Origin of the sequence: Pseudomonas sp. CVAP#3, from assembly GCF_018986375.1 — a bacterium.
Taxonomy (GTDB): domain Bacteria; phylum Pseudomonadota; class Gammaproteobacteria; order Pseudomonadales; family Pseudomonadaceae; genus Aquipseudomonas; species Aquipseudomonas helvetica.
The window spans coordinates 145432-165247 of record NZ_JAHMSC010000005.1 but is presented as its reverse complement, the minus strand read 5'-3'; the positions used below and the strand labels follow the sequence as shown (position 1 = coordinate 165247).

Sequence of the window (19816 nt, the reverse complement as noted above, 5' to 3'; positions counted from 1 at the left end):
CCTAAGTACCTACCTGCCGGCCCAAGCGCGCAAAAATCATAGCGCTTCAACTGGCTGCTTTGTTCCAGTCGGGTTCTTCGTTCGATCAATGGTGATCGTCGTTACTGGAACGTTTTAACGTTGCACGGTTCTTATCCGTGTCATTTGTAGGAACACCCAATAACCATGTCTACTCAAATCCACACTCAGGATGCCATCCGCACCCTAACCAACGCTTTTGCTCCAATGAACTGCCTGATCATGGCTGCTCGCAAAGGCTGCTTCAGCTTCACCCTGGTCAATGAACACGGCATCGCTCGTCACAGCGAACGCCTGTACCCCGATCAATACTCCAGCGCCGAGCCGCTGCAGGCCGTGATCGAGCGTACCCGTCAGGCACTGGTTGCCTGAAACACCAGAAAAGCTGAAAACCTCAAAAGCCCTGCTTAAAAAGTAGGGCTTTTTATTGCCTGATATTTCTCCGCACGCTGTATCGGCTTAAGTACCAAGCGATATAACGGTTATAACTCGGTGCCGGAAATATTTTAAAAACAGGCCTTTACGGCACGAATATGACACTACACTTCAACTCAAGCGGCTTGATCCGCTTCCGGCGATCCTGAGTCGATCCACCGCTGCCAAGCCCCACCCGTCAGGAATCGCCGCCCACTTCACGTTTCGAGGGCTTTATGGGTATCGCCGCCAGCGAACTGTGCCGTTATGTGATCCGTCCGACGCTGATTTACCTCGGACGCCACAGCACGATTGCCGAATCCCTGCTACTGGGTGTTGCAGCCAGTCAGTCCGCTCTTGGTTCCGCCCTGCATGACCGCCGCGGGCATGGCCTGTACCGAATTGCCGAACCTCGTCACCAGGCGCTTTGGGATCACTATCTGGCGCTGGACCCGGAACGCGCCAGCCTGGTTCGCGGCCTGGCCAGTCAGCATGCATTTCTCAGCGGTCCGCACCTCGAACTGACCGTCAACCTGCGTTACGCCACCGCCATCGCCTGGCTATTAATAGAAGAACAGAATACCCCGCTCCCCGAAGCCGATGACCTGCTGGGCATGGCCCGAATCTGGCGCCAGACCTTCCAGCCGCAAGGTCGTCTGCGTGACTTCACCTGCGCCTGGCAAACCTGTGTATCACCGCTGAATCAGATCGCCTGTTAACCGGGCAATTTGCAAGATCGCGCATATAGACGCGAATTTGGTCTGATTGTCCTACAAAAGCGCTCTATCTCAAGCGATACAGCCTATAGCGCTGGGACGAAAATGTTGGTAATTTTCGGCCCGGTGATCATCAGGAGTTCTAATAATGAAAAAAGTAATACTCAAAACCACCCTTAGCCTTGCCGTTACCTTGGCATCCACCCAGATCTTCGCAAGTGGCTTTGCCCTCAACGAACAGAGCATCAGCGGGATGGGGACTGGTTTTGCGGGACGCTCTTCATCTGCCGATGATGCAAGTACTGTATTTGGCAACCCTGCCGGCATGTCGCGAATCAAGCGCCAGGAAGTTACTGGCGGACTGGCAGCTATCGATGCCTCGAGCGATATCAAAGACGCCCATGGCGCCCATCCGGGTACCAACAAGGGCGACATGGTGCCATTCACAGCCGTTCCGATGGGCTATTACGTCAAGCCGATCGATGATCACTGGGCATTCGGCCTCGGTGTCTATGCACCTTTTGGTCTGATTACCAACTACGAAAGTGGCTTCCAGGGTGGCGGTTTCGGCAGCAAGAGTGAAGTCAAGGTTGTGACCTTCCAACCTACCGTCAGCTATGCCTTCAACGACAGAGTATCGATCGGCTTCGGCCCGACCATTAACCGTATTGGCGGCACTCTCGAGTCGGATGTACCTCTTTTTGGCGACACCCACGTCAAGATCAAAGGGGACGATACCGCTCTGGGCTACAACTTCGGGGTTCTGGTACAAGCCACCGACACGACTCGCGTCGGCCTGACCTATCACTCGAAAGTGAAATACAAGCTTGAAGGTCATACCGATATCACCGCAGGCGCCAATGCTCCTTCCGCCTTCCTGCAAAGCAATCGATACGACGCTTCGCTGAAAATCGAAACGCCTGAATCGGTCGACTTCTCCGTAACGCAACAGCTGACGGATGCGTGGACCGTGTATGCAGGTTCCACCTGGACCCGCTGGAGCCGCCTGAAAGACATCACCGTCAATAACGAAGGCGTCACTGCGGCACAGGGCGGTGTATTGTCCCCAGCCCTGTTCGGCACCATCAAGGAAGAGCAGAACTGGCACAATACCTGGGCCTACGCCATCGGTACTTCCTACCAGTTGAACAAGCAGTGGGTATTGCGCACTGGCCTGACCTTTGACCAGTCGCCTACCAACAATACTGACCGTTCGCCACGCATTCCTACCGGTGACCGCACAATCTTCAGCCTTGGTGCTGGCTACAACGTCACCGATGATCTGACCATCGACGTCGCCTACTCCTATCTCAAGGAAGAAGCTGTCACGGTGAATCACTCCAACGCAGTAGACAGCTATAGCGCCAAGTACGAAAACAGCGCCAACGGTTTTGGTGTCGGCGCGACCTACCGCTTCTGATTCACGGCGAGCCTGAACAGCCCACCGGCTGAATTGAAAAAGCCCCGCTCTCTTGCACAGAGGCGGGGCTTTTTAGTGGGCGCTGACTCAGCAAGCACCCATACCGAGTTGCATCAGTGCCAACCCTCCCTGATGCCAGCCCCACCAGGCCAGCGCCAACAACAGCGCGACAGCACCGACAGCGGCGAACCAGGCTGCGATCCTGCTCATGCCGCACTCACCTGAGCTTGCAACCGTGCCACGGGACGCTCGCGTACAGGCCAGTTCAAGACTGCCGCCAACAGACTGAGGAGAATCGCCACCTGCCAGATCAAGTCATAGTTGCCTGTTCGATCATAAACCACCCCACCCAGCCAGCCGCCAAGGAACGAGCCCAACTGGTGAAAGAGGAAAACGATACCACCGAGCATAGAGAGGTTTCGTACACCAAACAGCGTCGCTACCGTGCCGTTGGTCAAAGGCACTGTCGACAACCAGAGAAACCCCATGGCCATGCCAAACAGATAAGCACTGGTTTGCGTCACGGGCGCCCAGATGAACAGACCGATCACTACCGCTCGCAGCAGGTAGAGCCCCGTCAACAGACGCGGTTTGGAGATGCGCCCACCGAGCCAGCCGGCGGTGTAAGTACCGAAGATATTGAACAGGCCAATCAACGCCAGCACCGTGGTACCGACGCTGGCAGGCAGATGCTGGTCGACCAGATAGGCCGGCAAATGCACACCGATAAACACCACCTGGAAACCACAGACAAAAAAACCGAACGCCAGCAACCAGAAGCCCGAGTGCGAACACGCCTCGCGCAGGGCCTCGGACAGGGTTTGCTCATGACCGAGCACGGGCAGCGGTTTGTCCTTGAGCATGCTCACCAGTGGCACAATCAATGCCACCAGCATTCCCAGCACCAGCAGCGCGGTTGACCAACCGAGCCAGCCGATCAACCCCAGCGTGCCCGGTAACATGGCGAACTGGCCGAAGGAGCCTGCAGCACTGGCGACGCCCATGCCCATGCTGCGTTTCTCCGGCGGCAAGGCACGCCCTACCACGCCAAGAATCACCGAGAACGAAGTACCGGACAGACCAAGACCGATCAACAAGCCAGCGCTCAACGACAGCGACAAGGCTGAATCGGACAAACCCATGAACACCAAACCCACGGCGTACAGCACGCCACCGACCAGCACCACTTTCGCCGCGCCGAAACGGTCCGCCAAGGCCCCCGTAAATGGCTGCGCCAGCCCCCAGATCAGGTTCTGCAGGGCGATGGCAAAGGCGAACACTTCCCGCCCCCAGCCGAACTGCGCGCTCATCGGCGGCAAAAACAGCCCGAAGCCATGCCTCACGCCAAGCGACAGCGCAAGAATCAGTGCGCTTCCAAGTAGAACCCAACCGCTGGTACGCCACATCGATGTCATTCTTATTCTCCGGTAGCGGGTATATACCCGCTTAAGTTCGGGCTTATGCTCGGAAAAGTCCGCCGCCTCAGGCGAGTTCATCCAGCAAGGCCAGCAAGGTTGCACGTTTCTCTGCGCCCAGACGATCAATCAGCCGCTGCTGCGCCGCTTCCCAGGCCGGCAAGGCCGCCGCCAGGCGTTCACGCCCGGTTTCGGTCAGTTGCACGATGCGATTGCGCTGATCTTCACCCTCGACCAGCATCACCAACCCCTCCCCCTCGAGCACCCGCAGATTACGCCCCAGCGTACTGCGATCCAGGCCCATGGCTTCCGCCAGGGTGGAAATGCTCGGTTGATCGAGGCGCTGCAAATTGCACAGCAAGGAATACTGCGCAACGTTGATTCCGAAGCCGTCGAGGGCGCCGTCGTAATGCCTGCTGACGCCACGAGCGGCGCGACGCAGGTTGGTGCATAAACATTGAGAGGCAAGCATGGTGCGTGTATATACCCGCGATAAAGTTAAAGCAAGTTTGATTATCAAACGGCCGTTAGGCCGCGCATGTTGAAGGTTACTCTCAGAGCAGCACCAAACCCACCAGCACCGCCGTTTCCAGCAGCTCCAGCAACGCCCCTGCCGTATCGCCGGTGGTCCCGCCCAGACGCCGCAACATCACCTGGCGCAACCAGAAGAACATCAGAGCCGCCAGCACCAGTGCAACAACACCGCTCCAGCCGCCGATCAGCACGCACGCCAGCGCGCTGAGCAACAACACCTGCTGACCGGTCTTGCGCGGCAGATGATCGGCCAGCGCCTGTCCCAGGCCGCCGGCGCGCACATACGGCGTGTTCAGAAACAGCCCCAGCAAGGCACTGCGACCGATCACCGGCGCGAGGATCAACCCGGCCATGGAGTGCTGTTCAATCAACGCCAGTAACGCGGTGAACTTGAGCAACAGCACCAACACCAGCGTCACCACCGCGATCGGCCCACTGCGCGGGTCCTTCATGATGCTCAAGGTGCGTTCGCGATCACCAAAACCACCAAGCCAGGCGTCAGCGCTGTCGGCCAGACCGTCGAGGTGCAAACCACCGCTGAGCATCACCCAGACACTCAACAGCAACGCCGCATGCAACAACGCGGGCGTACCTTGCAACAGCCCATTCAGCGCCCACAACAGCCCGCCAAACAGCAGCCCCACCAATGGATAAAACAGCAGCGAGCGCCCAAGCTCCTGAGGCGCCGGCATGCCTGGCAGACGAATCGGCAAGCTGCTGAGAAACTGCAAGGCGATCCAGAACGGCGACATGTTCAACCCTCTTCCCTGAGCACGACATCAGCCTCGACGCGCAACGAAAACAGCGCACCATGACCGACTTCAACGTTGAGCAATTGCTCGCGCGGCAATCCGCGTGCGCGGGCCAGCAACAGACGCATGACCCCACCGTGACTGATCAGCAACACCCGCTCGCCGGCATAGACCTGATGCAAACGCTCGACAGCCGCCAGCACCCGTGCGGAAAACGCAGTCACCGGCTCACCTTCCGGCGGCGTGAACCCGTAGGGATCGGCCCAAAACCTGCCTAATGCTTCGGCGTCGGTTTCCATCAGCGCGGCTGCACTCTGCCCTTCCCAGGCGCCGAAGTGCAGCTCTTGCAGATCCTTGTCCAGCACCACCGGCAAGTTCAACCGCTCAGCCAGTTCCTCGGCAAAACGCGCGCAGCGTTGCAGCGGCGAGCTGACCAGGCGATCCCACGGACCTTGATCAATCACCGCCGCGCGCATCTGCTCCCAGCCTCTGGCGGTCAGCGCGTCATCCAGGCTACCGCGCAAACCGCCACCGAGTTCGGTTTCACCATGGCGCAGCAGATCCAGACGCAACGTCATGCCGGGCGATCGGCCACAGCCGCTTCAGCGAAGGTCGCCATCTGCCCGTGCAGGTCGCAGGCCAGACGCAGCAATGGCACCGCCAGAGCAGCACCACTGCCCTCGCCCAGTCGCAAGCCGAGATCCAGCAAAGGCTCGGCATTCAAAGTTTCCAGGACATGCCGATGGCCCGGTTCAGCCCCGCGATGAGCAAACAGCAACCACTCGCGGCACGCCGGATTCAGGCGCACCGCGACCAAGGCTGCCACGCTGCAAATAAAGCCATCGACCAGCACCGCCAAACCTTCCTGCGCGCAGGCCAAATAGGCACCGACCAACGCAGCGATTTCAAAACCGCCGAGGTTGAACAATGTCTGCAACACGTCGCCACGCTGAGCGGCATGCAACGTCAGAGCGCGCTCAATCACCTGGGCTTTATGGCTGACACCCGCCGCGCTCAAACCGGTGCCTGGCCCAGTCAGATGCGCCACCGGGCAATCGAGCAATGCACAGGCCACAGCGCTGGCGGCGGTGGTATTGCCGATGCCCATCTCGCCACCGATAAACAGCTCGGAGCCTTCAGCAATCGCCCGCAACACGCTGTCACGGCCAGCCTGCAAGGCTTGCTCGCCCTGGATTTGCGTCATCGCCGGGCCGTGAACGAAGTTCGCAGTGCCCGGACCGATGTGCAGATGGCGCACGCCCAGCAAATTCAACGAAGGCGTGACGGTGCCGAGATCGACCACTTCCAGCCGCGCTTCAAGTTGCCGCGCCAATACGCTGATCGCCGCGCCACCACTGACAAAGTTGTGCAGCATCTGCCCGGTGACTTCCTGCGGGAACGCCGAAACACCTTCGGCGACCACCCCGTGATCACCGGCAAAAATCGCAATCCACAGCTGATTCAGGCTCGGTTTGACCCGCCCCTGCAACCCTGCCAGTTGCACCGCTACCGATTCCAGCTGCCCAAGGGAGCCCGCTGGTTTGGTCAGTTGCTGCTGTCGGGCCGTTGCTTGTTCATGCGCTTGCGCATTGATCGGTTTGCACGGGTTCAACCACCAGGAATGAGTCATAACGCAGTACCTTTCAAAGTCAGGGGCAGGCCGGCGACGGTCAATACAACACGCTGACAGCGCTCAGCCAGGGCTTGATGCAACCAACCGGCTTCATCGACATAGCGGCGAGTCAATTCGCCCAGCGGCACGACACCCAGACCGGTCTCGTTGCTGACAAAAACAATTTCTCCCGGCAGTGATGCCAGGCACCCCAGCAGGGCTTCACGCTCATGCGCCAGACGCTCGGGATCTTCCAGCATCAGCAGATTGGTCAGCCACAAGGTCAGGCAATCCACCAGCAGGCAACGCTCGGCGCTGGCATTTTCGCGTAGCACCCGGGCCAGTTCCAGCGGCTCTTCAATGAGCGCCCATTCAGGCGGACGGCGCTCGCGATGATGGGCCACGCGGGCATTCATTTCGCCATCCAGCGGCTGGCTGGTGGCAATGTACGTCACCGCCAGAGCGCTTTCGCTGGCGAGCTTTTCAGCCAGACGGCTTTTACCGGAGCGGGCGCCGCCGAGGATCAGTTGCAACATGATTGAAATCCCTTAGAGCCCACAAAGTTCGCGTAAATAGCCCGTATCAAGATGCTTTTCCACCAAATCCGCCAACCGCTCGATATCGCGCTCGCGCAAGGCGTGGTAATCGACTTCCTGTACGTCCTGCAAACCGGCCCAGCGCAACAGCGCGCTGCATGCCGCCGGGGATTCGAACAGGCCGTGCAAATACGTGCCGAGCACCTGTCCGTCAGCACTTCGGGCTCCATCGTTGCGACCGTCATCCAGCAACACCGCCGCCTGCTCCAAAGCAATACCGGTGGTAACCCCGGCGTGAATTTCATAACCGCTGACTTCAGCGTTTTCCAACGCCAGATGTCCGCGCACATTGCGCAGCTGCTTCTCTTCTTCGAGCACGGTTTCGAAAGCCAGCAAACCAAGACCAGTACTGGAGCCCGCCGCGCCTTCCAACCCCAGAGGGTCGTGCACGTGCTCGCCGAGCATTTGCAGGCCACCACAAATGCCGAGCAGCTTGCCGCCGTAACGCAAATGGCGGGTAATGGCCGCGTCCCAGCCGTTGGCGCGCAAGTAGTGCAGGTCGCTGCGCACGCTCTTCGAGCCCGGCAAGATGATCAGGTCGGCAGGCGGAATCGACTGACCCGGCCCGATGAATTGCAGATCGACCTGAGGATGCAGACGCAGCGGATCGAAGTCGGTGTGGTTGCTGATACGCGGTAACACCGGCACCACCACGTTGAGCACCCGGTCGGCTTTATCGGCCTGGCGCTGATCGATGCCGTCTTCGGCTTCCAGATGCAAATCCATGACATACGGCAGCACGCCGATCACCGGTTTGCCGGTGCGTTCTTCCAGCCAGTCGAGGCCTGGCTGCAGCAAGGCGATATCGCCGCGAAAACGGTTGATGATGAAGCCTTTGACCCGCGCCTGCTCAGTGGCTGACAGCAACTCCAGCGTGCCCACCAAATGCGCGAATACCCCGCCGCGGTTGATGTCGGCGATCAGCACCACCGGACAATCCACCACTTCGGCGAACCCCATGTTGGCAATGTCGCCGGCACGCAGATTGATCTCGGCCGGTGAACCGGCGCCTTCGACCATCACCACCTGATAGGCTGCACTCAAACGTTCGTGAGAGGCGAGCACCGCTTGCATGGCGATGGCTTTGTAGTCGTGATAGGCGACTGCGTTCATGGTGGTCACGGCACGTCCGTGAATGATCACTTGTGCGCCGGTATCGCTATTCGGCTTGAGCAGCACCGGGTTCATGTCGGTGTGTGGCTCAAGGTTGGCCGCCTGGGCCTGCACGGCTTGAGCGCGGCCGATTTCGCCACCGTCGGCGGTTACCGCGCTGTTGAGTGCCATGTTCTGCGGCTTGAACGGCACCACGCGAACACCCTGGCGCGTCAGCCAGCGGCACAACGCGGTGACCAGGGTGCTTTTGCCGGCATCCGAGGTGGTGCCTTGCACCATCAGCGTGGTCATGGGGTTTCCTTGGCGTAGGCTTCGAAAGCCTGCTCGAGACGCTGCCAATCGGCGTCATCGGCCGGCAAACCGAACCGCAGGCTGCTGTTATGGGTGAACAGGCGCAGCAAGATGCCGCGCCGGGCCATGAATTCGTGCAAGTGCTCTGCGCGCTCGGTGATCAGCCATTGAAACAACGCACAACCACCGTGCGGCTTGAAGCCATGACGTTCGAGAACCTCAGCCAGACGCTGACTCGCTTCTTCACTGCGCAGACGCTGGCGAGCATGACCTTGGGTGTCACGCAAACAGACCTGACCCAATACCCGGGTCGGCCCGCTGACCGCCCAAGGACCGACCTGCTCGGCGAGCAGTTTGAGCAACTTGCGCTCAGCCAGCACAAAACCCAATCGCACCCCGGCCAGGCCGAAAAACTTGCCGAACGAACGCAGGACGATCAAGCCGACCTGATCGGTATAAGACGACAGGCTCAGCTGCGGGGTGTTGTCCATGAACGCTTCGTCAACCACCAGCCAGCCACCGCGCTGCGCCAGCCGTGCATGCCAGTCGAGCAGACGTTCCGGGGTCAGACTCAGGCCGGTGGGATTGTTCGGGTTAACCACTACCAGTACGTCGAGGCTATCGAGGAAAAAGTCGACTTCCTGCTCCAGCACTTCACGCACGACGTAGCCGTTGCGACGCCAGGCTTCGGCATGCTCGGCATAACATGGCGAGAGCACGCCGACTTTGCCGGCGCGACGCAGGCGTGGCAGCAACTGGATAGCCGCCTGGGAACCCGCGACCGGCAGCACCTGCGAGGCGCCGTAGTATTCGCGTGCAGCCTGCTCCAGGCCGTCATCGGTTTCCGGCAAGCGTGCCCAGGCCCGTAACGGGATGTCCGGGATCGCCCACGGCCAAGGTGCCAGACCGCTGGACAAGTCGAGCCAATCGGTTTCGGCGATGCCGTACTGCAACGCCGCCTTGCGCAAGCGGCCACCGTGCTCAAGCATAAAACTCGGCTCCCACACAGAGAATCAGCAACCAAAGCCATACCCCACGCTGAACCAGTTGCCAGCCGCGATCGATGGAGTTGGCGTCTGCCGGCACACCTTCACCCAGTTGTGGACGCTGATGCAGTTCACCGTGATAGATCGCCGCCCCGCCCAACTCGACGCCCAGCGCACCCGTGCCAGCGGCCATCACCGGCCCGGCGTTCGGGCTGTCCCAGGTCGGCCCCTGGGTGCGCCAGCATTTGAGTGCCAAACGGGTTTTGCCCAGCAGCGCGTAAGTCAATGCCACCAGACGCGCTGGAATATAGTTGAGCACATCGTCGATTTTCGCCGCCGCCCAGCCGAAGCGCTCAAAGCGCTCATTGCGATAACCCCACATGGCGTCCAGGGTATTGCTCAGTCGATAGAGCACCACGCCCGGCGCACCCGCGACGGCAAACCAGAACAGCGCGGCGAATACCGCGTCGCTACCATTTTCCAGAACCGATTCGGTGGCGGCACGGGCCACTTCGGTCGAGTCCAGCTCACTGGTCTGACGGCTGACCAGATAGCCGACATGCTTGCGTGCTTCATCCAGGTCGTCGCTGCGCAGGGCCTGAGCCACCGGTTCGACATGCTCACCGAGGCTGCGCAGACCGAGGGCGCAATACAACGCGAGAATCTCGACGATCCAGCCTAAATAAGGCAGCCAGGACAATGCAGTGATCAACAGGGTCAGCGGCAGTACGGCAATTACCCAGGCCGTAACGCCGTGACTGCGCCAGCCACGGCCGGCGGAGTTGAAACGTTGCTCGACACGATCGGCAAAACGGCCGAACGCCACCAGCGGATGCCAGCGCTTGGGTTCGCCCAGCAGCGCATCCAGTGCTACGCCGGCGACACTCAGCAACGCCACACTCATTGACTCACTCCCCAAAAATTCTCGTACAACAGTTCACTTAGCGGACGCGCCTGCGCCCAGCCTTCAAGGACCAACATCGGCGCCGGGTAAAACTCCTTGACCGGTCCCAGGCACAACACCGCCAGCGGCTTGGCCCCCGGCGGCAGTCCGAGCAGATCCGCCAAGGCTTGCGGTTCGAACAACGAGACCCAGCCCATGCCCAGACCTTCGGCACGCGACGCCAGCCAAAGATTCTGGATCGCGCAGGACAACGACGCCATGTCCATTTCCGGCAAAGTCCGACGGCCAAAGATATGCCGCGCGCGATCATCCATCAGCGCGGCGACCAGTACTTCGGCGCAGTCGTTGATGCCTTCGACTTTCAGCTTCATGAATTCGTCGGAGCGTTCGCCCAGCGCCTCGGCGGTGCGTACTCGCTCCTCTTCCACCAGTTGCTGGATCCTGCCGCGTAACGCTCGGTCGCTGATGCGGATGAACCGCCAGGGCTGCATCAAACCGACACTTGGCGCCCGATGCGCCGCTTCGAGCAACCGCCGAAGCAGTTCGGGCTCGACGCTGCCACCACTGAAGTGACGCATGTCGCGACGCTCGGCAATCGCGCGATACACCGCTTCGCGCTCGGCCTCGGAAAATGCGTTGTCGGTCATGGCCTCTTCGCGGGCGAGCCCGCCCCTACAAGATTCAGGTCTGGCGCAAACAGCGCGGCGATCGCGGATGGATTGGACGGGAAATAAAAATGCACATAAGACGCCGTCATCCGCCCGTCACGGTAAACCGCCTCGGCACCGCGCCCGCCGTTAGGGCTCAGGCCGCGAGCGATCGGCTCAAGCTCGGTGCTGGTCAATGAATGGTGGTACGTGTGGCCGCGCAACGCGCCTTCAGGTAATTCGACCGCTTGCAGGGCCAACGCGGCCAGACGCTTTTGCATCACCGCATCACCGGCCAGCAGTCCAAGCAACTCAGCGCGCGTACCATCGACATCGGTCAGTGAGTCGAGCAGATACAACATGCCGCCGCATTCGGCCAGCAACGGCTTGCCAGCGGCGTGGTGCTCGCGAATGGCATCGAGCATTGTGCGGTTTTCAGCCAATGCCACATGGTGCAACTCCGGATAACCGCCAGGCAGATACAGGCTGTCGGCTTCAGGTACTTCACGGTCATGGATCGGCGAGAAGAATCGCAACTCGGCGCCCATCGCCCGCAACAAGTCGAGGCTCGCGCCATACGTGAAGGCAAACGCTTCATCGCGAGCCACGGCAATTCGCACACCGGCCAACAGTGGCTCGGCAGCAATCACGTCAGGTGCAGCGAACTCGACGGCAGGCGGCAATGCTACTTCGCAGCTGCTGGCCAACGCTTCGGCGGCTGCGTCGAGGCGCAGATCGAGGTCATTCAATTCACTGGCCTGGACCAGCCCCAGGTGACGGCTAGGCAATTCGATTCCGGTTTCCCGGGACAAGGCGCCGTACCAGCGCAAGCCTTCAGTGAGGCTGCCTTCGAGCAATTGCGCGTGACGCAAGGTGCCGACGCGGTTGGCCAAGACACCGGCAAACGGCAAGTCCGGCTGATAACGTGCGAGCCCCAACGCCAGCGCGCCGAAGGTCTGAGCCATGGCGGTGCCATCGATCACGCCCAGCACCGGCACACCGAAATGCCGCGCCAGATCGGCGCTGGACGGCGTGCCATCGAACAGGCCCATGACACCTTCGATCAAAATCAGATCAGCCTCAGCGGCGGCTTCCCACAACAGCCGACGACTTTCCTGCTCGCCGACCATCCACATGTCCAATTGATAGACGGGTGCACCACTGGCGCGCTCGAGAATCATCGGATCGAGAAAGTCCGGGCCGCATTTGAACACCCGGACCTTGCGCCCCTGATTGCGGTGCAAACGGGCCAGCGCGGCGGTGACAGTGGTCTTGCCCTGACCGGAAGCCGGCGCGGCAATCAGTACCGCCGGGCAAAAGCGAGGCTCACTCACAGCTCAACGCCTTTCTGCGCTTTGATCCCGGCCTGGAAAGCATGCTTGATCATGCCCATTTCGGTGACGGTGTCGGCCAGTTCGATCATTTCCGGCTTGGCGCCACGACCGGTGACCACCACGTGTTGCATCGGCGGACGCGCCTGCAAGTCGCTGAGCACCTGATCGAGGTCCAGATAACCGTGCTTGAGGGCGATATTCAGTTCATCGAGCACCACCAGACCAATGGTCGGGTCACGCAGCAATTCGCGGGAGACCTCCCATGCGGCCTCGGCGGCGGCGATATCGCGCTGGCGATCCTGGGTTTCCCAGGTGAAACCTTCGCCCATCACGTGGAAGCGCACTTGTTCCGGGAAGCGCCGGAAGAACAGCTCCTCGCCGGTACTGCTGCGCCCCTTGATGAACTGCACCACGCCGCACTGCATGCCGTGGCCCATCGCCCGGGCGAGCATGCCGAACGCAGAACTGCTTTTGCCCTTGCCGTTGCCGGACAGGACCAGCAGCAAGCCGCATTCATTCGGCGAGTTGGCAATGCGCTCATCGATCACGGCTTTCTTGCGCAGCATGCGTGCCAGATGGCGTTCGTCACGATCGGGGGAATCAGTCATGGGGGAGCTCTCCGTTGAGGCTGGATAACGGCGGGCAGGCATAGAAATAGACGGCAAGAAGCCTGGCATCGCCCACCGTGATGCCGCTGGATGGATCAGGCCGGTCTCCGGGCTCATGAGCGGCTGACGCCTGACTGCGCGCCTTCCCATATCGACCTTCGACACAGTGGCTCAAAGCGCAGCTTTTACTCATTTACCGTTGCGGGGGCAGCGCCGGGATCGTCGCCCGCTCTGTCAAAGAACGCGCCCTCACCGGCTTCCCTGTTTCACTCGGTCGACCACTGGGTCACAGAGCACCTGAAACAAGTCGCGAAGGTTAGAGGGTTGGGGGTGGAGCGTCAATTAAAGCCGGGGGCTCATCGATGGATTGAAACCGACCCCGATCAATAAACTGGCGCCAATCTTGTGCCACACTGAAAGCAGTGATATCAAAGAGCCACAACCTTACATTACAAGAACAAAGAGGGGGCAACATGCAAGGCATGATCATCAGTAACCCGAAGCTGGAATTCCTGCGCCCGGTACTGGAACGCTGGTTCGAGTGCATCGACCGTTACAACGCGGTACGCGGCGATAACGAAAGCCCTTACTGGTTTGACGAACGCGCCAACCTGAGCCTGTTTTCCGCGGCGGCGTGGATGGCTGAAATGGTCACCCTTGAACAGACTCCGACAAAAAAGCAGATTGAGGAAGGCGAACGCAATGGCCGCGCCGATCTGTTTATCGCCAGCAAAGAAGAGCGCGTCTACCTTCAAGCCACGCAACGCTGGCCGCGAGTCAACAACCTGAATCTGACCCAGGCCTTGCTCGATGCCGTGAGCGATGCTAAAAAAATCAGCTACGCCAGCGACCTGAAGCTCGGCTGCCTGTTCGTCGCCCCACAAAAAGCCCAGCACAGCCCTACGCCGGAAGAACTCCAGGACATGGTCGACGACCTGCAAAAGGAACACACCTGCGCCGTGGCCTGGTACTTTCCCTACGCCTATCGCAAATTGCACAACGAAGCCGGCAACTACCATCCGGGCATCGCACTCTTGCTTAAAGAGGCCCGCGGCTGACAGGTTGAACCTTACACCGATCCGTGGCTAGCGCTTGCGGCACAAGGTCAGACCATCGCCCAGCGGCAACAACGACAGATCGACACGCGAGTCATCCTTCAAGGCACGATTAAGCGCCTGGATGGCTCGGGTGTCTTCGCTCGCAGGGTTCACTTCCAGTACTCGCCCACTCCACAGCGTGTTGTCGAATACCGCCAACCCGCCGCTTCGCAGCAGCCGCAAAGCGCTTTCCAGATAAGCCGGATAGTTGGCCTTGTCGGCATCGATGAAGATCAGATCGAAGCAACCGCCCTGCCCTTGCTGCTCAAGTTGAGCCAGGGTTTGCAACGCGGGGGCCAAACGCAAATCGATGCGCCCGGCGAGCCCAGCCTCTTGCCAGTAACGACGCGCCGTGGCGTTGTAGTCTCCGGGAATGTCACAGCAGATCAACGAACCGCCATCCGGCAAGGCGGCCGCCATGCACAAGGCGCTGTAACCAGTGAAGGTACCGACTTCAAGCAAGCGCCTGGCGCCCGTTAGCTTGACCAGCAAGGCGAGGAACTGACCTTGCTCGGGCGCCACCTGCCAGCGCGCCATGGGCAGCGCCTGGGTTTCGTCACGCAAGCGGCGTTGCAGCGGCGTTTCGCGCAAGGAAACGTCGAGCAGGTAGTTATAAAGGGAATCGTCGAGATTGAGCGTGCGAGCGGTCATGACAACCTCTGCGAACTAGAAATTGTGCGCCAGATGCTCAGGCTCGATAACACGCTTGGCGCTCAGGTAGGCCCTCTGCCAATAGGCCTTGGACAAACTGTCGAGCTTCACCGTACCACCCGTGGCAGGGGCATGCACGAAGCGACCTTCGCCGACATAGATCCCGGCGTGGCTGACTTGCGAGCCGCCATTGGTGGCGAAGAAGATCAGGTCACCGGTTTGCAGAGCCTCCAGGCCAATGTTCGGCGCTTGCATGCCGATCATCTCGCGAGTTGAACGCGGCAGGGAAATACCCGCCGCATCGCGGTAGACGTAACCGATCAGGCCGCTGCAATCGAAACCTGAATCCGGCGTGTTGCCACCCCAACGATAAGGCGTGCCGACCAGACCCAGTGCGCGAATCAGCACGTCTTCAGCGGCAGGCGAGAACGATTGGGCGGGAGCAAAAACCGGGGCGCGAACGACTTTAACAGGCGGCGGAGTGCGACTGGCGCAGGCGCTGAGCAGCGCTGCGAAGAAGATGAGTACAAGGCGGGCCGACATCGTCATATACAGAACATCCTGATCTGGCTGCGGCTTTCTCTGCCGAGAGGCTGAAAACAAAACCGCGTAAGCAGGGCTTACGCGGTTAGTTAGTCAACAATAGATCAGGATTCTAGCGGCTACGCGCCAAACTTCAAGTAAGACTTTAAGTTAGCCTTACAAAAAGTCCGCTTACTTGCGTGCCGTGACTGTCGTTGGTGCCATGGCGAGTGCTCGCTTGGCCTCAATGAAGGTCTTGCTCCAGTAGCTGTCGCCCAGGTTATCGACCCGGACACCACCGCTGCGGCGGCTGCTGGAATGGATGAACTGGTCATCACCCAGGTAGATCCCGGCGTGACTGACGCGACCGCGACGACCATTGGTGGCGAAGAACAGCAAGTCGCCAGGCTTCAGGTTGTTGCGCGAAACCAATGGGGCATTCACGTTGATCATTTCGCGAGTGGAGCGCGGCAAGTTCATGCCAGCCTCTTCACGAAACAGATAACCGATGAAACCGCTGCAATCGAAACCGGCTTCTGAGGTACCACCCATACGGTAACGGGTACCGACCAGGGACAGGCCACGCTCAAGGATGCTGTCGGCCAGAACCGGAAGCTGGTAAGGCTTGCTGCTGGCAAAGTCGGCCAGTTCTTTTTCGGTAGCCAGCTCTTCCTGATAAATAACGGAAGACTGGGCAGTCGCTGAATTTTTAATCTGCTGATCGTTTTGTTGTTGCGAGACCGGGGAATGAACCGCGCAACCAAAAAGCAGGGTCACAAGTGCGAGAGGCACGAGGGGTGCGAAGCGATTTAGCATGGGCACGACCGTGGCTGAAGTTGTAAAGAAGGCGAGACTATGCCTTCTATCGTCCTCATTTGCAAATTCAATCGATCCAAATGTGACTTATCGGTTTCTCGTTAACATCTAAGCGCTTAAGCCCATTTTAAATCTGCACGCGCCGCGAATACCCTTCCGGAAGCGGGTTTTCTAACGCCTGAAAGATGCCGAAACGCGCTACAGGTCGCGGTTTTACCAGCCCAGGGTTTCTTTGAGAAAGGGGATCGTCAGCTTGCGCTGAGCCTGCAAGGAGGCCTGATCGAGGCGCTCAAGGAGCTCGAACAACGCGCTCATGCTGCGAGTACCGCGCGTCAAAATAAAATGCCCGACTTCGTCGGTCAGGTGCAGGCCACGACGCGACGCGCGCAATTGCAGCGCACGCAACTTGTCTTCATCGGACAGCGGCCGCATCTGAAAAATCAGTGCCAGGGTCAAGCGGGATTTGAGGTCAGCCAGTTTTACCGGCAACTCGCGTGGCGAGGTTGAAGCAGCGATCAGCAGGCGCCGACCACTGTCTCGCAGGCGATTGAACAGATGGAACAACGCCTCTTCCCAATCAGCCCGCCCTGCGACTGCCTGCAAGTCATCCAGGCAGACCAGTTCGTACTGTTCAAGGTTGTCAAGGATTTCGATACCGCGATCCAGCAACTCGGCCAACGGCAGGTACACCGCCGGCTCCCCCAACTGCTCGAAGCGCAAGCACGCGGCTTGCAGCAAGTGCGTACGCCCTACACCGTCCTTGCCCCAGAGATAGATCAGGCTTTCGGTCCAGCCGGCGTCGGCTTCGCACAGCCGCTCGACATAGCCGAGTGCAGCGGCATTGGCGCCAGGGTAGTAGTTGATAAAGGTAGCGTCATCACGCAGACGCACACCTAGGGGCAGCTGAATCGGTTTCATGCTGACTGAACAGTTCAAACGAACCGTTAGTGGCCTCTGTGTAAAGTTTGCAAAGTTTATACCCGTGACGCCAGCCGCACAATGCAGCAGACCATAAGCAAAATCAAAGGTTTGCGTTAACTTGCGGGTATCGCCGGGGTTTGTTTGGCGGCGTATGTGACAGCCGGGAGAGTTTTACAGGCTCGCCCGGCAATGCACCGGGCGTCCTTGAGCACTTGATCGACAGGGCTGATCAATCCGAATCTTCCACACCGCTATACATGCCAGAATCTTTATATAAATCATGTAGATGACGAACAAGCACCATGATCACCGCCGCCACTGGCAACGCCAGCAGGATCCCGGTGAAACCGAACAGCTCTCCACCCGCCAGAATCGCAAAGATCACCGCCACCGGGTGCAGACCAATCCGGTCCCCCACCAACAACGGCGTCAGCACCATACCTTCCAGCGCCTGACCGACCATGAACACCGCGACAATCCCGATCATCGGATACATATCGCCACCAAACTGAAACAACCCGGCGATCAGCGCCGCGCCGATCCCGATCACAAAGCCCATGTACGGCACGATTGCTGCCAGACCGGCAATCAGACCGATCAACAGCCCCAGCTCCAGCCCGACCAGCATCAGGCCCGCCGCGTAGATCACACCCAACGCCAGCATCACCAGCAACTGCCCACGAACAAATGCGCCAAGCACCTCGTGACACTCACCCGCCAGCGAGACTACACGCTCTTCACGATCACGCGGCAACAGGCTACGGAGCTTCGCCATCATCAGGTCCCAGTCGCGCAACAGGTAAAAACTCACCACCGGGATCAACACCAGATTGGCCAGCCAACCGATCAATGCCAAACCCGATGCGGTGGCCTGGCTCAGGACGATACCGACGATGTCAGTGGCCTGCCCCATGTGCTCGGTGATCGCGGCCTTGACCTTGTCGAACTTCCAGAACCCATTCGCCAACCCGAATTTCGACTGCGCCCAGGGCATCGCCGTGTGCTGCAACCAATCAAGCATTTGTGGCGCCAGCTCATACAAGCGGAACAGCTGTTTGGCCAGCATCGGCACCAACACCAGCAACAACGTCATGACGACCAGGGTGAACAGCGCGAATACCGCGACCACACCCCAGGTTCGCGACAGGCCAAATTTCTCCAGGCGATCCACCAGCGGGTCGAACAGATAGGCCAGCAACAACGCCACCAGGAACGGTGTAAGGATCGGATGCAACAGGTACACAAATGCGCACAGCAGGGCTATCCCACCAAGCCACACCCAACGCCGTGTATCAGCCATGAATCACTCCAGCTTCTATATAAGGAAAGAAAAATCTACCAACGGAAACTCAACTGCGCTTTGGGCGCGGGTGCCGGGGCGACCGCAGGTGCCACACCGATGACCGCAGGCTGAACCGGTGCAGGCGCAACGCCCGCCGGAACTTCTTGCAACTTCGCCAGACTCAACTGCGCTCGCAGCTGATCGGCACTGCCGTTGACGCGATACACGATCCGGTCGCCATCGACACTTTGCAGGCGCGCACCAAACGGCTCCAGCAAATGCCCCAGCGCCGCGTAACGCTCCAGGTTCATGCCCTGCACCTCAAGCACCTGCTCGGTGGACGCTCCTGGCCTGGCAACAAAACGCGGCGCCAGACGCTGACTCACCGCCAGCAAAACCGCATCGGCCACGGCCGCACTGTCGGGCCCTTGCACGCTGCCTTGCTCGCGCTGGTCACCCAACCATAAATGCCACTTGGCCTGCCACTGACCACCCTCTTCCCGCGCATGCACGGCCAACAGAGCGTCCGCGCCGTAACGTTCAGAGATGCCATGCAGCGGCGCCGGATCATTGCCTTCCAGATGCGGCGCGGTGGCGACGATCTGCTCGTTCAGGTCACCCAGCGGCAGGCGCAACGGCAGCCCCCGATGCTGTGCAGCACGCCGCAGCGGCGCGGCACTGGCCTGACCGTCGCCCACCAGGCTTGAGCCTTCGGTCGAATCGTTCAGCCACCAGCCGAGAATCGACGGTCGATTGGCACCCCACAAGGCCAGGCCTGCCTGACGCAGCGCCCGATCGGTGCTGACCGGATCGAAATCGACTTGCAGGCTTTCCGGCGGTCCGGCGTCGTAGCCATATCGGCTGATGATCTGCTGCGGGTCCTTGCGAATCGCCGCCAGCCCCGGGCTCTGTGTTGCCTTGGCATCACCGGTCAGACGCAGCACCAGGGTATCCAGCGCACGCTGGGTGGCCTGATCGCGCTCCTCCGGGGTCTGACTGCTGACCGGCTCGCGCACTTGATAGAGACCGTTAACGGTTTGGGCATGACTCGCCAGGCTGACCAACGACAAACAGCCCACAAACAGTAATTTACACAAACGCATGGAGGATTCCCGACGACAAAAAGCGGCTGGAACAGACCGCATGAACAGACTTGAGCAAGGCTGT

23 protein-coding genes and 1 riboswitch are annotated in these 19816 nt (G+C 59.9%); of the genes, 4 read left to right on the top strand and 19 right to left on the bottom strand.

Annotated elements, in window-relative coordinates; genetic code table 11:
• Positions 1–165 precede the first annotated feature (165 nt).
• From KRR23_RS11355 to KRR23_RS11345, 3 genes are all read left to right on the top strand, one after another.
• Complete coding sequence (locus KRR23_RS11355; RefSeq protein WP_007898912.1) at positions 166–390, top strand: hypothetical protein; 225 nt, start codon at positions 166–168, stop codon at positions 388–390.
• 278 nt (positions 391–668) lie between these two features.
• Entirely contained in the window at positions 669–1151 is a 483-nt protein-coding gene (locus KRR23_RS11350; protein WP_019693082.1) for a hypothetical protein, read from the top strand.
• Between the two features lie 145 nt (positions 1152–1296).
• Entirely contained in the window at positions 1297–2568 is a 1272-nt protein-coding gene (locus KRR23_RS11345; RefSeq protein ID WP_216742570.1) for an OmpP1/FadL family transporter, read from the top strand.
• An 87-nt stretch (positions 2569–2655) separates the two neighbouring features.
• Here KRR23_RS11345 and KRR23_RS29300 read toward each other — a convergent pair whose 3' ends face one another.
• The 13 genes from KRR23_RS29300 to cobO all read right to left on the bottom strand — a co-directional run bounded on the left by KRR23_RS29300 (position 2656) and on the right by cobO (position 13360).
• Positions 2656–2778, bottom strand: coding sequence for a hypothetical protein (locus KRR23_RS29300; protein WP_301542412.1), 123 nt, complete (start codon positions 2776–2778; stop codon positions 2656–2658).
• Positions 2775–3974, bottom strand: coding sequence for an MFS transporter (locus tag KRR23_RS11340; protein WP_216742697.1), 1200 nt, complete (start codon positions 3972–3974; stop codon positions 2775–2777). Before KRR23_RS11340 ends, KRR23_RS29300 begins: the two co-directional genes overlap by 4 nt.
• Positions 3975–4050: 76 nt before the next feature.
• On the bottom strand, positions 4051–4455 hold the full coding sequence (locus KRR23_RS11335) for a MarR family winged helix-turn-helix transcriptional regulator (protein WP_054593546.1): 405 nt from the start codon (positions 4453–4455) through the stop codon (positions 4051–4053).
• Between the two features lie 82 nt (positions 4456–4537).
• Positions 4538–5269 carry an adenosylcobinamide-GDP ribazoletransferase gene (locus tag KRR23_RS11330; protein WP_216742569.1) on the bottom strand — a complete coding sequence of 244 codons (732 nt, stop codon included), beginning with the start codon at positions 5267–5269 and terminating at the stop codon, positions 4538–4540.
• Between the two features lie 2 nt (positions 5270–5271).
• On the bottom strand, positions 5272–5847 hold the full coding sequence (gene cobC, locus KRR23_RS11325) for an alpha-ribazole phosphatase family protein (protein WP_216742568.1): 576 nt from the start codon (positions 5845–5847) through the stop codon (positions 5272–5274).
• Complete coding sequence (gene cobT / locus KRR23_RS11320; RefSeq protein ID WP_216742567.1) at positions 5844–6899, bottom strand: nicotinate-nucleotide--dimethylbenzimidazole phosphoribosyltransferase; 1056 nt, start codon at positions 6897–6899, stop codon at positions 5844–5846. Before cobT ends, cobC begins: the two co-directional genes overlap by 4 nt.
• Positions 6896–7417 carry a bifunctional adenosylcobinamide kinase/adenosylcobinamide-phosphate guanylyltransferase gene (gene cobU / locus KRR23_RS11315; RefSeq protein ID WP_216742566.1) on the bottom strand — a complete coding sequence of 174 codons (522 nt, stop codon included), beginning with the start codon at positions 7415–7417 and terminating at the stop codon, positions 6896–6898. Before cobU ends, cobT begins: the two co-directional genes overlap by 4 nt.
• A 12-nt stretch (positions 7418–7429) precedes the next feature.
• Complete coding sequence (locus tag KRR23_RS11310) at positions 7430–8881, bottom strand: cobyric acid synthase (RefSeq protein WP_216742565.1); 1452 nt, start codon at positions 8879–8881, stop codon at positions 7430–7432.
• Positions 8878–9870: a threonine-phosphate decarboxylase CobD gene (cobD, locus tag KRR23_RS11305; protein WP_216742564.1), complete on the bottom strand. Its 993-nt coding sequence runs from the start codon at positions 9868–9870 to the stop codon at positions 8878–8880. The genes KRR23_RS11310 and cobD overlap by 4 nt, the downstream gene beginning before the upstream one ends.
• Positions 9863–10771: an adenosylcobinamide-phosphate synthase CbiB gene (gene cbiB / locus KRR23_RS11300; protein ID WP_216742563.1), complete on the bottom strand. Its 909-nt coding sequence runs from the start codon at positions 10769–10771 to the stop codon at positions 9863–9865. Before cbiB ends, cobD begins: the two co-directional genes overlap by 8 nt.
• Positions 10768–11418 carry a 5,6-dimethylbenzimidazole synthase gene (bluB, locus tag KRR23_RS11295; RefSeq protein WP_216742562.1) on the bottom strand — a complete coding sequence of 217 codons (651 nt, stop codon included), beginning with the start codon at positions 11416–11418 and terminating at the stop codon, positions 10768–10770. Before bluB ends, cbiB begins: the two co-directional genes overlap by 4 nt.
• Positions 11415–12752 carry a cobyrinate a,c-diamide synthase gene (locus tag KRR23_RS11290; protein ID WP_216742561.1) on the bottom strand — a complete coding sequence of 446 codons (1338 nt, stop codon included), beginning with the start codon at positions 12750–12752 and terminating at the stop codon, positions 11415–11417. Before KRR23_RS11290 ends, bluB begins: the two co-directional genes overlap by 4 nt.
• A complete protein-coding gene (gene cobO, locus KRR23_RS11285; RefSeq protein ID WP_216742560.1) occupies positions 12749–13360 on the bottom strand; it encodes a cob(I)yrinic acid a,c-diamide adenosyltransferase in 612 nt (203 codons plus the stop codon). Before cobO ends, KRR23_RS11290 begins: the two co-directional genes overlap by 4 nt.
• An 80-nt stretch (positions 13361–13440) precedes the next feature.
• Positions 13441–13676: riboswitch (cobalamin riboswitch) on the bottom strand.
• Positions 13677–13833: 157 nt separating this feature from the next.
• Here cobO and KRR23_RS11280 point away from each other — a divergent pair.
• Positions 13834–14418, top strand: a complete 585-nt coding sequence (locus tag KRR23_RS11280; protein WP_216742559.1) for a hypothetical protein — start codon at positions 13834–13836, stop codon at positions 14416–14418.
• A 27-nt stretch (positions 14419–14445) separates the two neighbouring features.
• Here KRR23_RS11280 and KRR23_RS11275 read toward each other — a convergent pair whose 3' ends face one another.
• From KRR23_RS11275 to KRR23_RS11250, 6 genes are all read right to left on the bottom strand, one after another.
• Positions 14446–15108 carry an O-methyltransferase gene (locus tag KRR23_RS11275; protein ID WP_216742558.1) on the bottom strand — a complete coding sequence of 221 codons (663 nt, stop codon included), beginning with the start codon at positions 15106–15108 and terminating at the stop codon, positions 14446–14448.
• 15 nt (positions 15109–15123) lie between these two features.
• Entirely contained in the window at positions 15124–15657 is a 534-nt protein-coding gene (locus tag KRR23_RS11270) for a C40 family peptidase (RefSeq protein ID WP_216742557.1), read from the bottom strand.
• A gap of 165 nt (positions 15658–15822) precedes the next feature.
• A complete protein-coding gene (locus tag KRR23_RS11265; protein ID WP_054593560.1) occupies positions 15823–16446 on the bottom strand; it encodes a C40 family peptidase in 624 nt (207 codons plus the stop codon).
• Positions 16447–16659: 213 nt separating this feature from the next.
• Complete coding sequence (hda, locus tag KRR23_RS11260) at positions 16660–17364, bottom strand: DnaA regulatory inactivator Hda (RefSeq protein ID WP_008033543.1); 705 nt, start codon at positions 17362–17364, stop codon at positions 16660–16662.
• 232 nt (positions 17365–17596) lie between these two features.
• Entirely contained in the window at positions 17597–18667 is a 1071-nt protein-coding gene (locus tag KRR23_RS11255; RefSeq protein ID WP_216742556.1) for an AI-2E family transporter, read from the bottom strand.
• A gap of 35 nt (positions 18668–18702) precedes the next feature.
• Positions 18703–19752 carry a DUF2066 domain-containing protein gene (locus KRR23_RS11250; protein ID WP_216742555.1) on the bottom strand — a complete coding sequence of 350 codons (1050 nt, stop codon included), beginning with the start codon at positions 19750–19752 and terminating at the stop codon, positions 18703–18705.
• Positions 19753–19816 lie beyond the last annotated feature (64 nt).

Bases quoted from the DNA above. Each gene is read 5' to 3' on its own strand.
- cobC (WP_216742568.1), bottom strand. From the start codon at position 5,847: ATGACGTTGCGTCTGGATCTGCTGCGCCATGGTGAAACCGAACTCGGT.
- cobU (WP_216742566.1), bottom strand. From the start codon at position 7,417: ATGTTGCAACTGATCCTCGGCGGCGCCCGCTCCGGTAAAAGCCGTCTG.
- KRR23_RS11280 (WP_216742559.1), top strand. From the start codon at position 13,834: ATGCAAGGCATGATCATCAGTAACCCGAAGCTGGAATTCCTGCGCCCG.
- KRR23_RS11255 (WP_216742556.1), bottom strand. From the start codon at position 18,667: ATGGCTGATACACGGCGTTGGGTGTGGCTTGGTGGGATAGCCCTGCTG.
- KRR23_RS11265 (WP_054593560.1), bottom strand. From the start codon at position 16,446: ATGCTAAATCGCTTCGCACCCCTCGTGCCTCTCGCACTTGTGACCCTG.
- bluB (WP_216742562.1), bottom strand. From the start codon at position 11,418: ATGACCGACAACGCATTTTCCGAGGCCGAGCGCGAAGCGGTGTATCGC.
- KRR23_RS11270 (WP_216742557.1), bottom strand. From the start codon at position 15,657: ATGACGATGTCGGCCCGCCTTGTACTCATCTTCTTCGCAGCGCTGCTC.
- cobO (WP_216742560.1), bottom strand. From the start codon at position 13,360: ATGACTGATTCCCCCGATCGTGACGAACGCCATCTGGCACGCATGCTG.
- KRR23_RS11310 (WP_216742565.1), bottom strand. From the start codon at position 8,881: ATGACCACGCTGATGGTGCAAGGCACCACCTCGGATGCCGGCAAAAGC.
- cbiB (WP_216742563.1), bottom strand. From the start codon at position 10,771: ATGAGTGTGGCGTTGCTGAGTGTCGCCGGCGTAGCACTGGATGCGCTG.
- hda (WP_008033543.1), bottom strand. From the start codon at position 17,364: ATGAAACCGATTCAGCTGCCCCTAGGTGTGCGTCTGCGTGATGACGCT.
- KRR23_RS11275 (WP_216742558.1), bottom strand. From the start codon at position 15,108: ATGACCGCTCGCACGCTCAATCTCGACGATTCCCTTTATAACTACCTG.
- cobT (WP_216742567.1), bottom strand. From the start codon at position 6,899: ATGACTCATTCCTGGTGGTTGAACCCGTGCAAACCGATCAATGCGCAA.
- KRR23_RS29300 (WP_301542412.1), bottom strand. From the start codon at position 2,778: ATGAGCAGGATCGCAGCCTGGTTCGCCGCTGTCGGTGCTGTCGCGCTG.
- KRR23_RS11355 (WP_007898912.1), top strand. From the start codon at position 166: ATGTCTACTCAAATCCACACTCAGGATGCCATCCGCACCCTAACCAAC.
- cobD (WP_216742564.1), bottom strand. From the start codon at position 9,870: ATGCTTGAGCACGGTGGCCGCTTGCGCAAGGCGGCGTTGCAGTACGGC.
- KRR23_RS11340 (WP_216742697.1), bottom strand. From the start codon at position 3,974: ATGTGGCGTACCAGCGGTTGGGTTCTACTTGGAAGCGCACTGATTCTT.
- KRR23_RS11250 (WP_216742555.1), bottom strand. From the start codon at position 19,752: ATGCGTTTGTGTAAATTACTGTTTGTGGGCTGTTTGTCGTTGGTCAGC.
- KRR23_RS11335 (WP_054593546.1), bottom strand. From the start codon at position 4,455: ATGCTTGCCTCTCAATGTTTATGCACCAACCTGCGTCGCGCCGCTCGT.
- KRR23_RS11345 (WP_216742570.1), top strand. From the start codon at position 1,297: ATGAAAAAAGTAATACTCAAAACCACCCTTAGCCTTGCCGTTACCTTG.
- KRR23_RS11350 (WP_019693082.1), top strand. From the start codon at position 669: ATGGGTATCGCCGCCAGCGAACTGTGCCGTTATGTGATCCGTCCGACG.
- KRR23_RS11330 (WP_216742569.1), bottom strand. From the start codon at position 5,269: ATGTCGCCGTTCTGGATCGCCTTGCAGTTTCTCAGCAGCTTGCCGATT.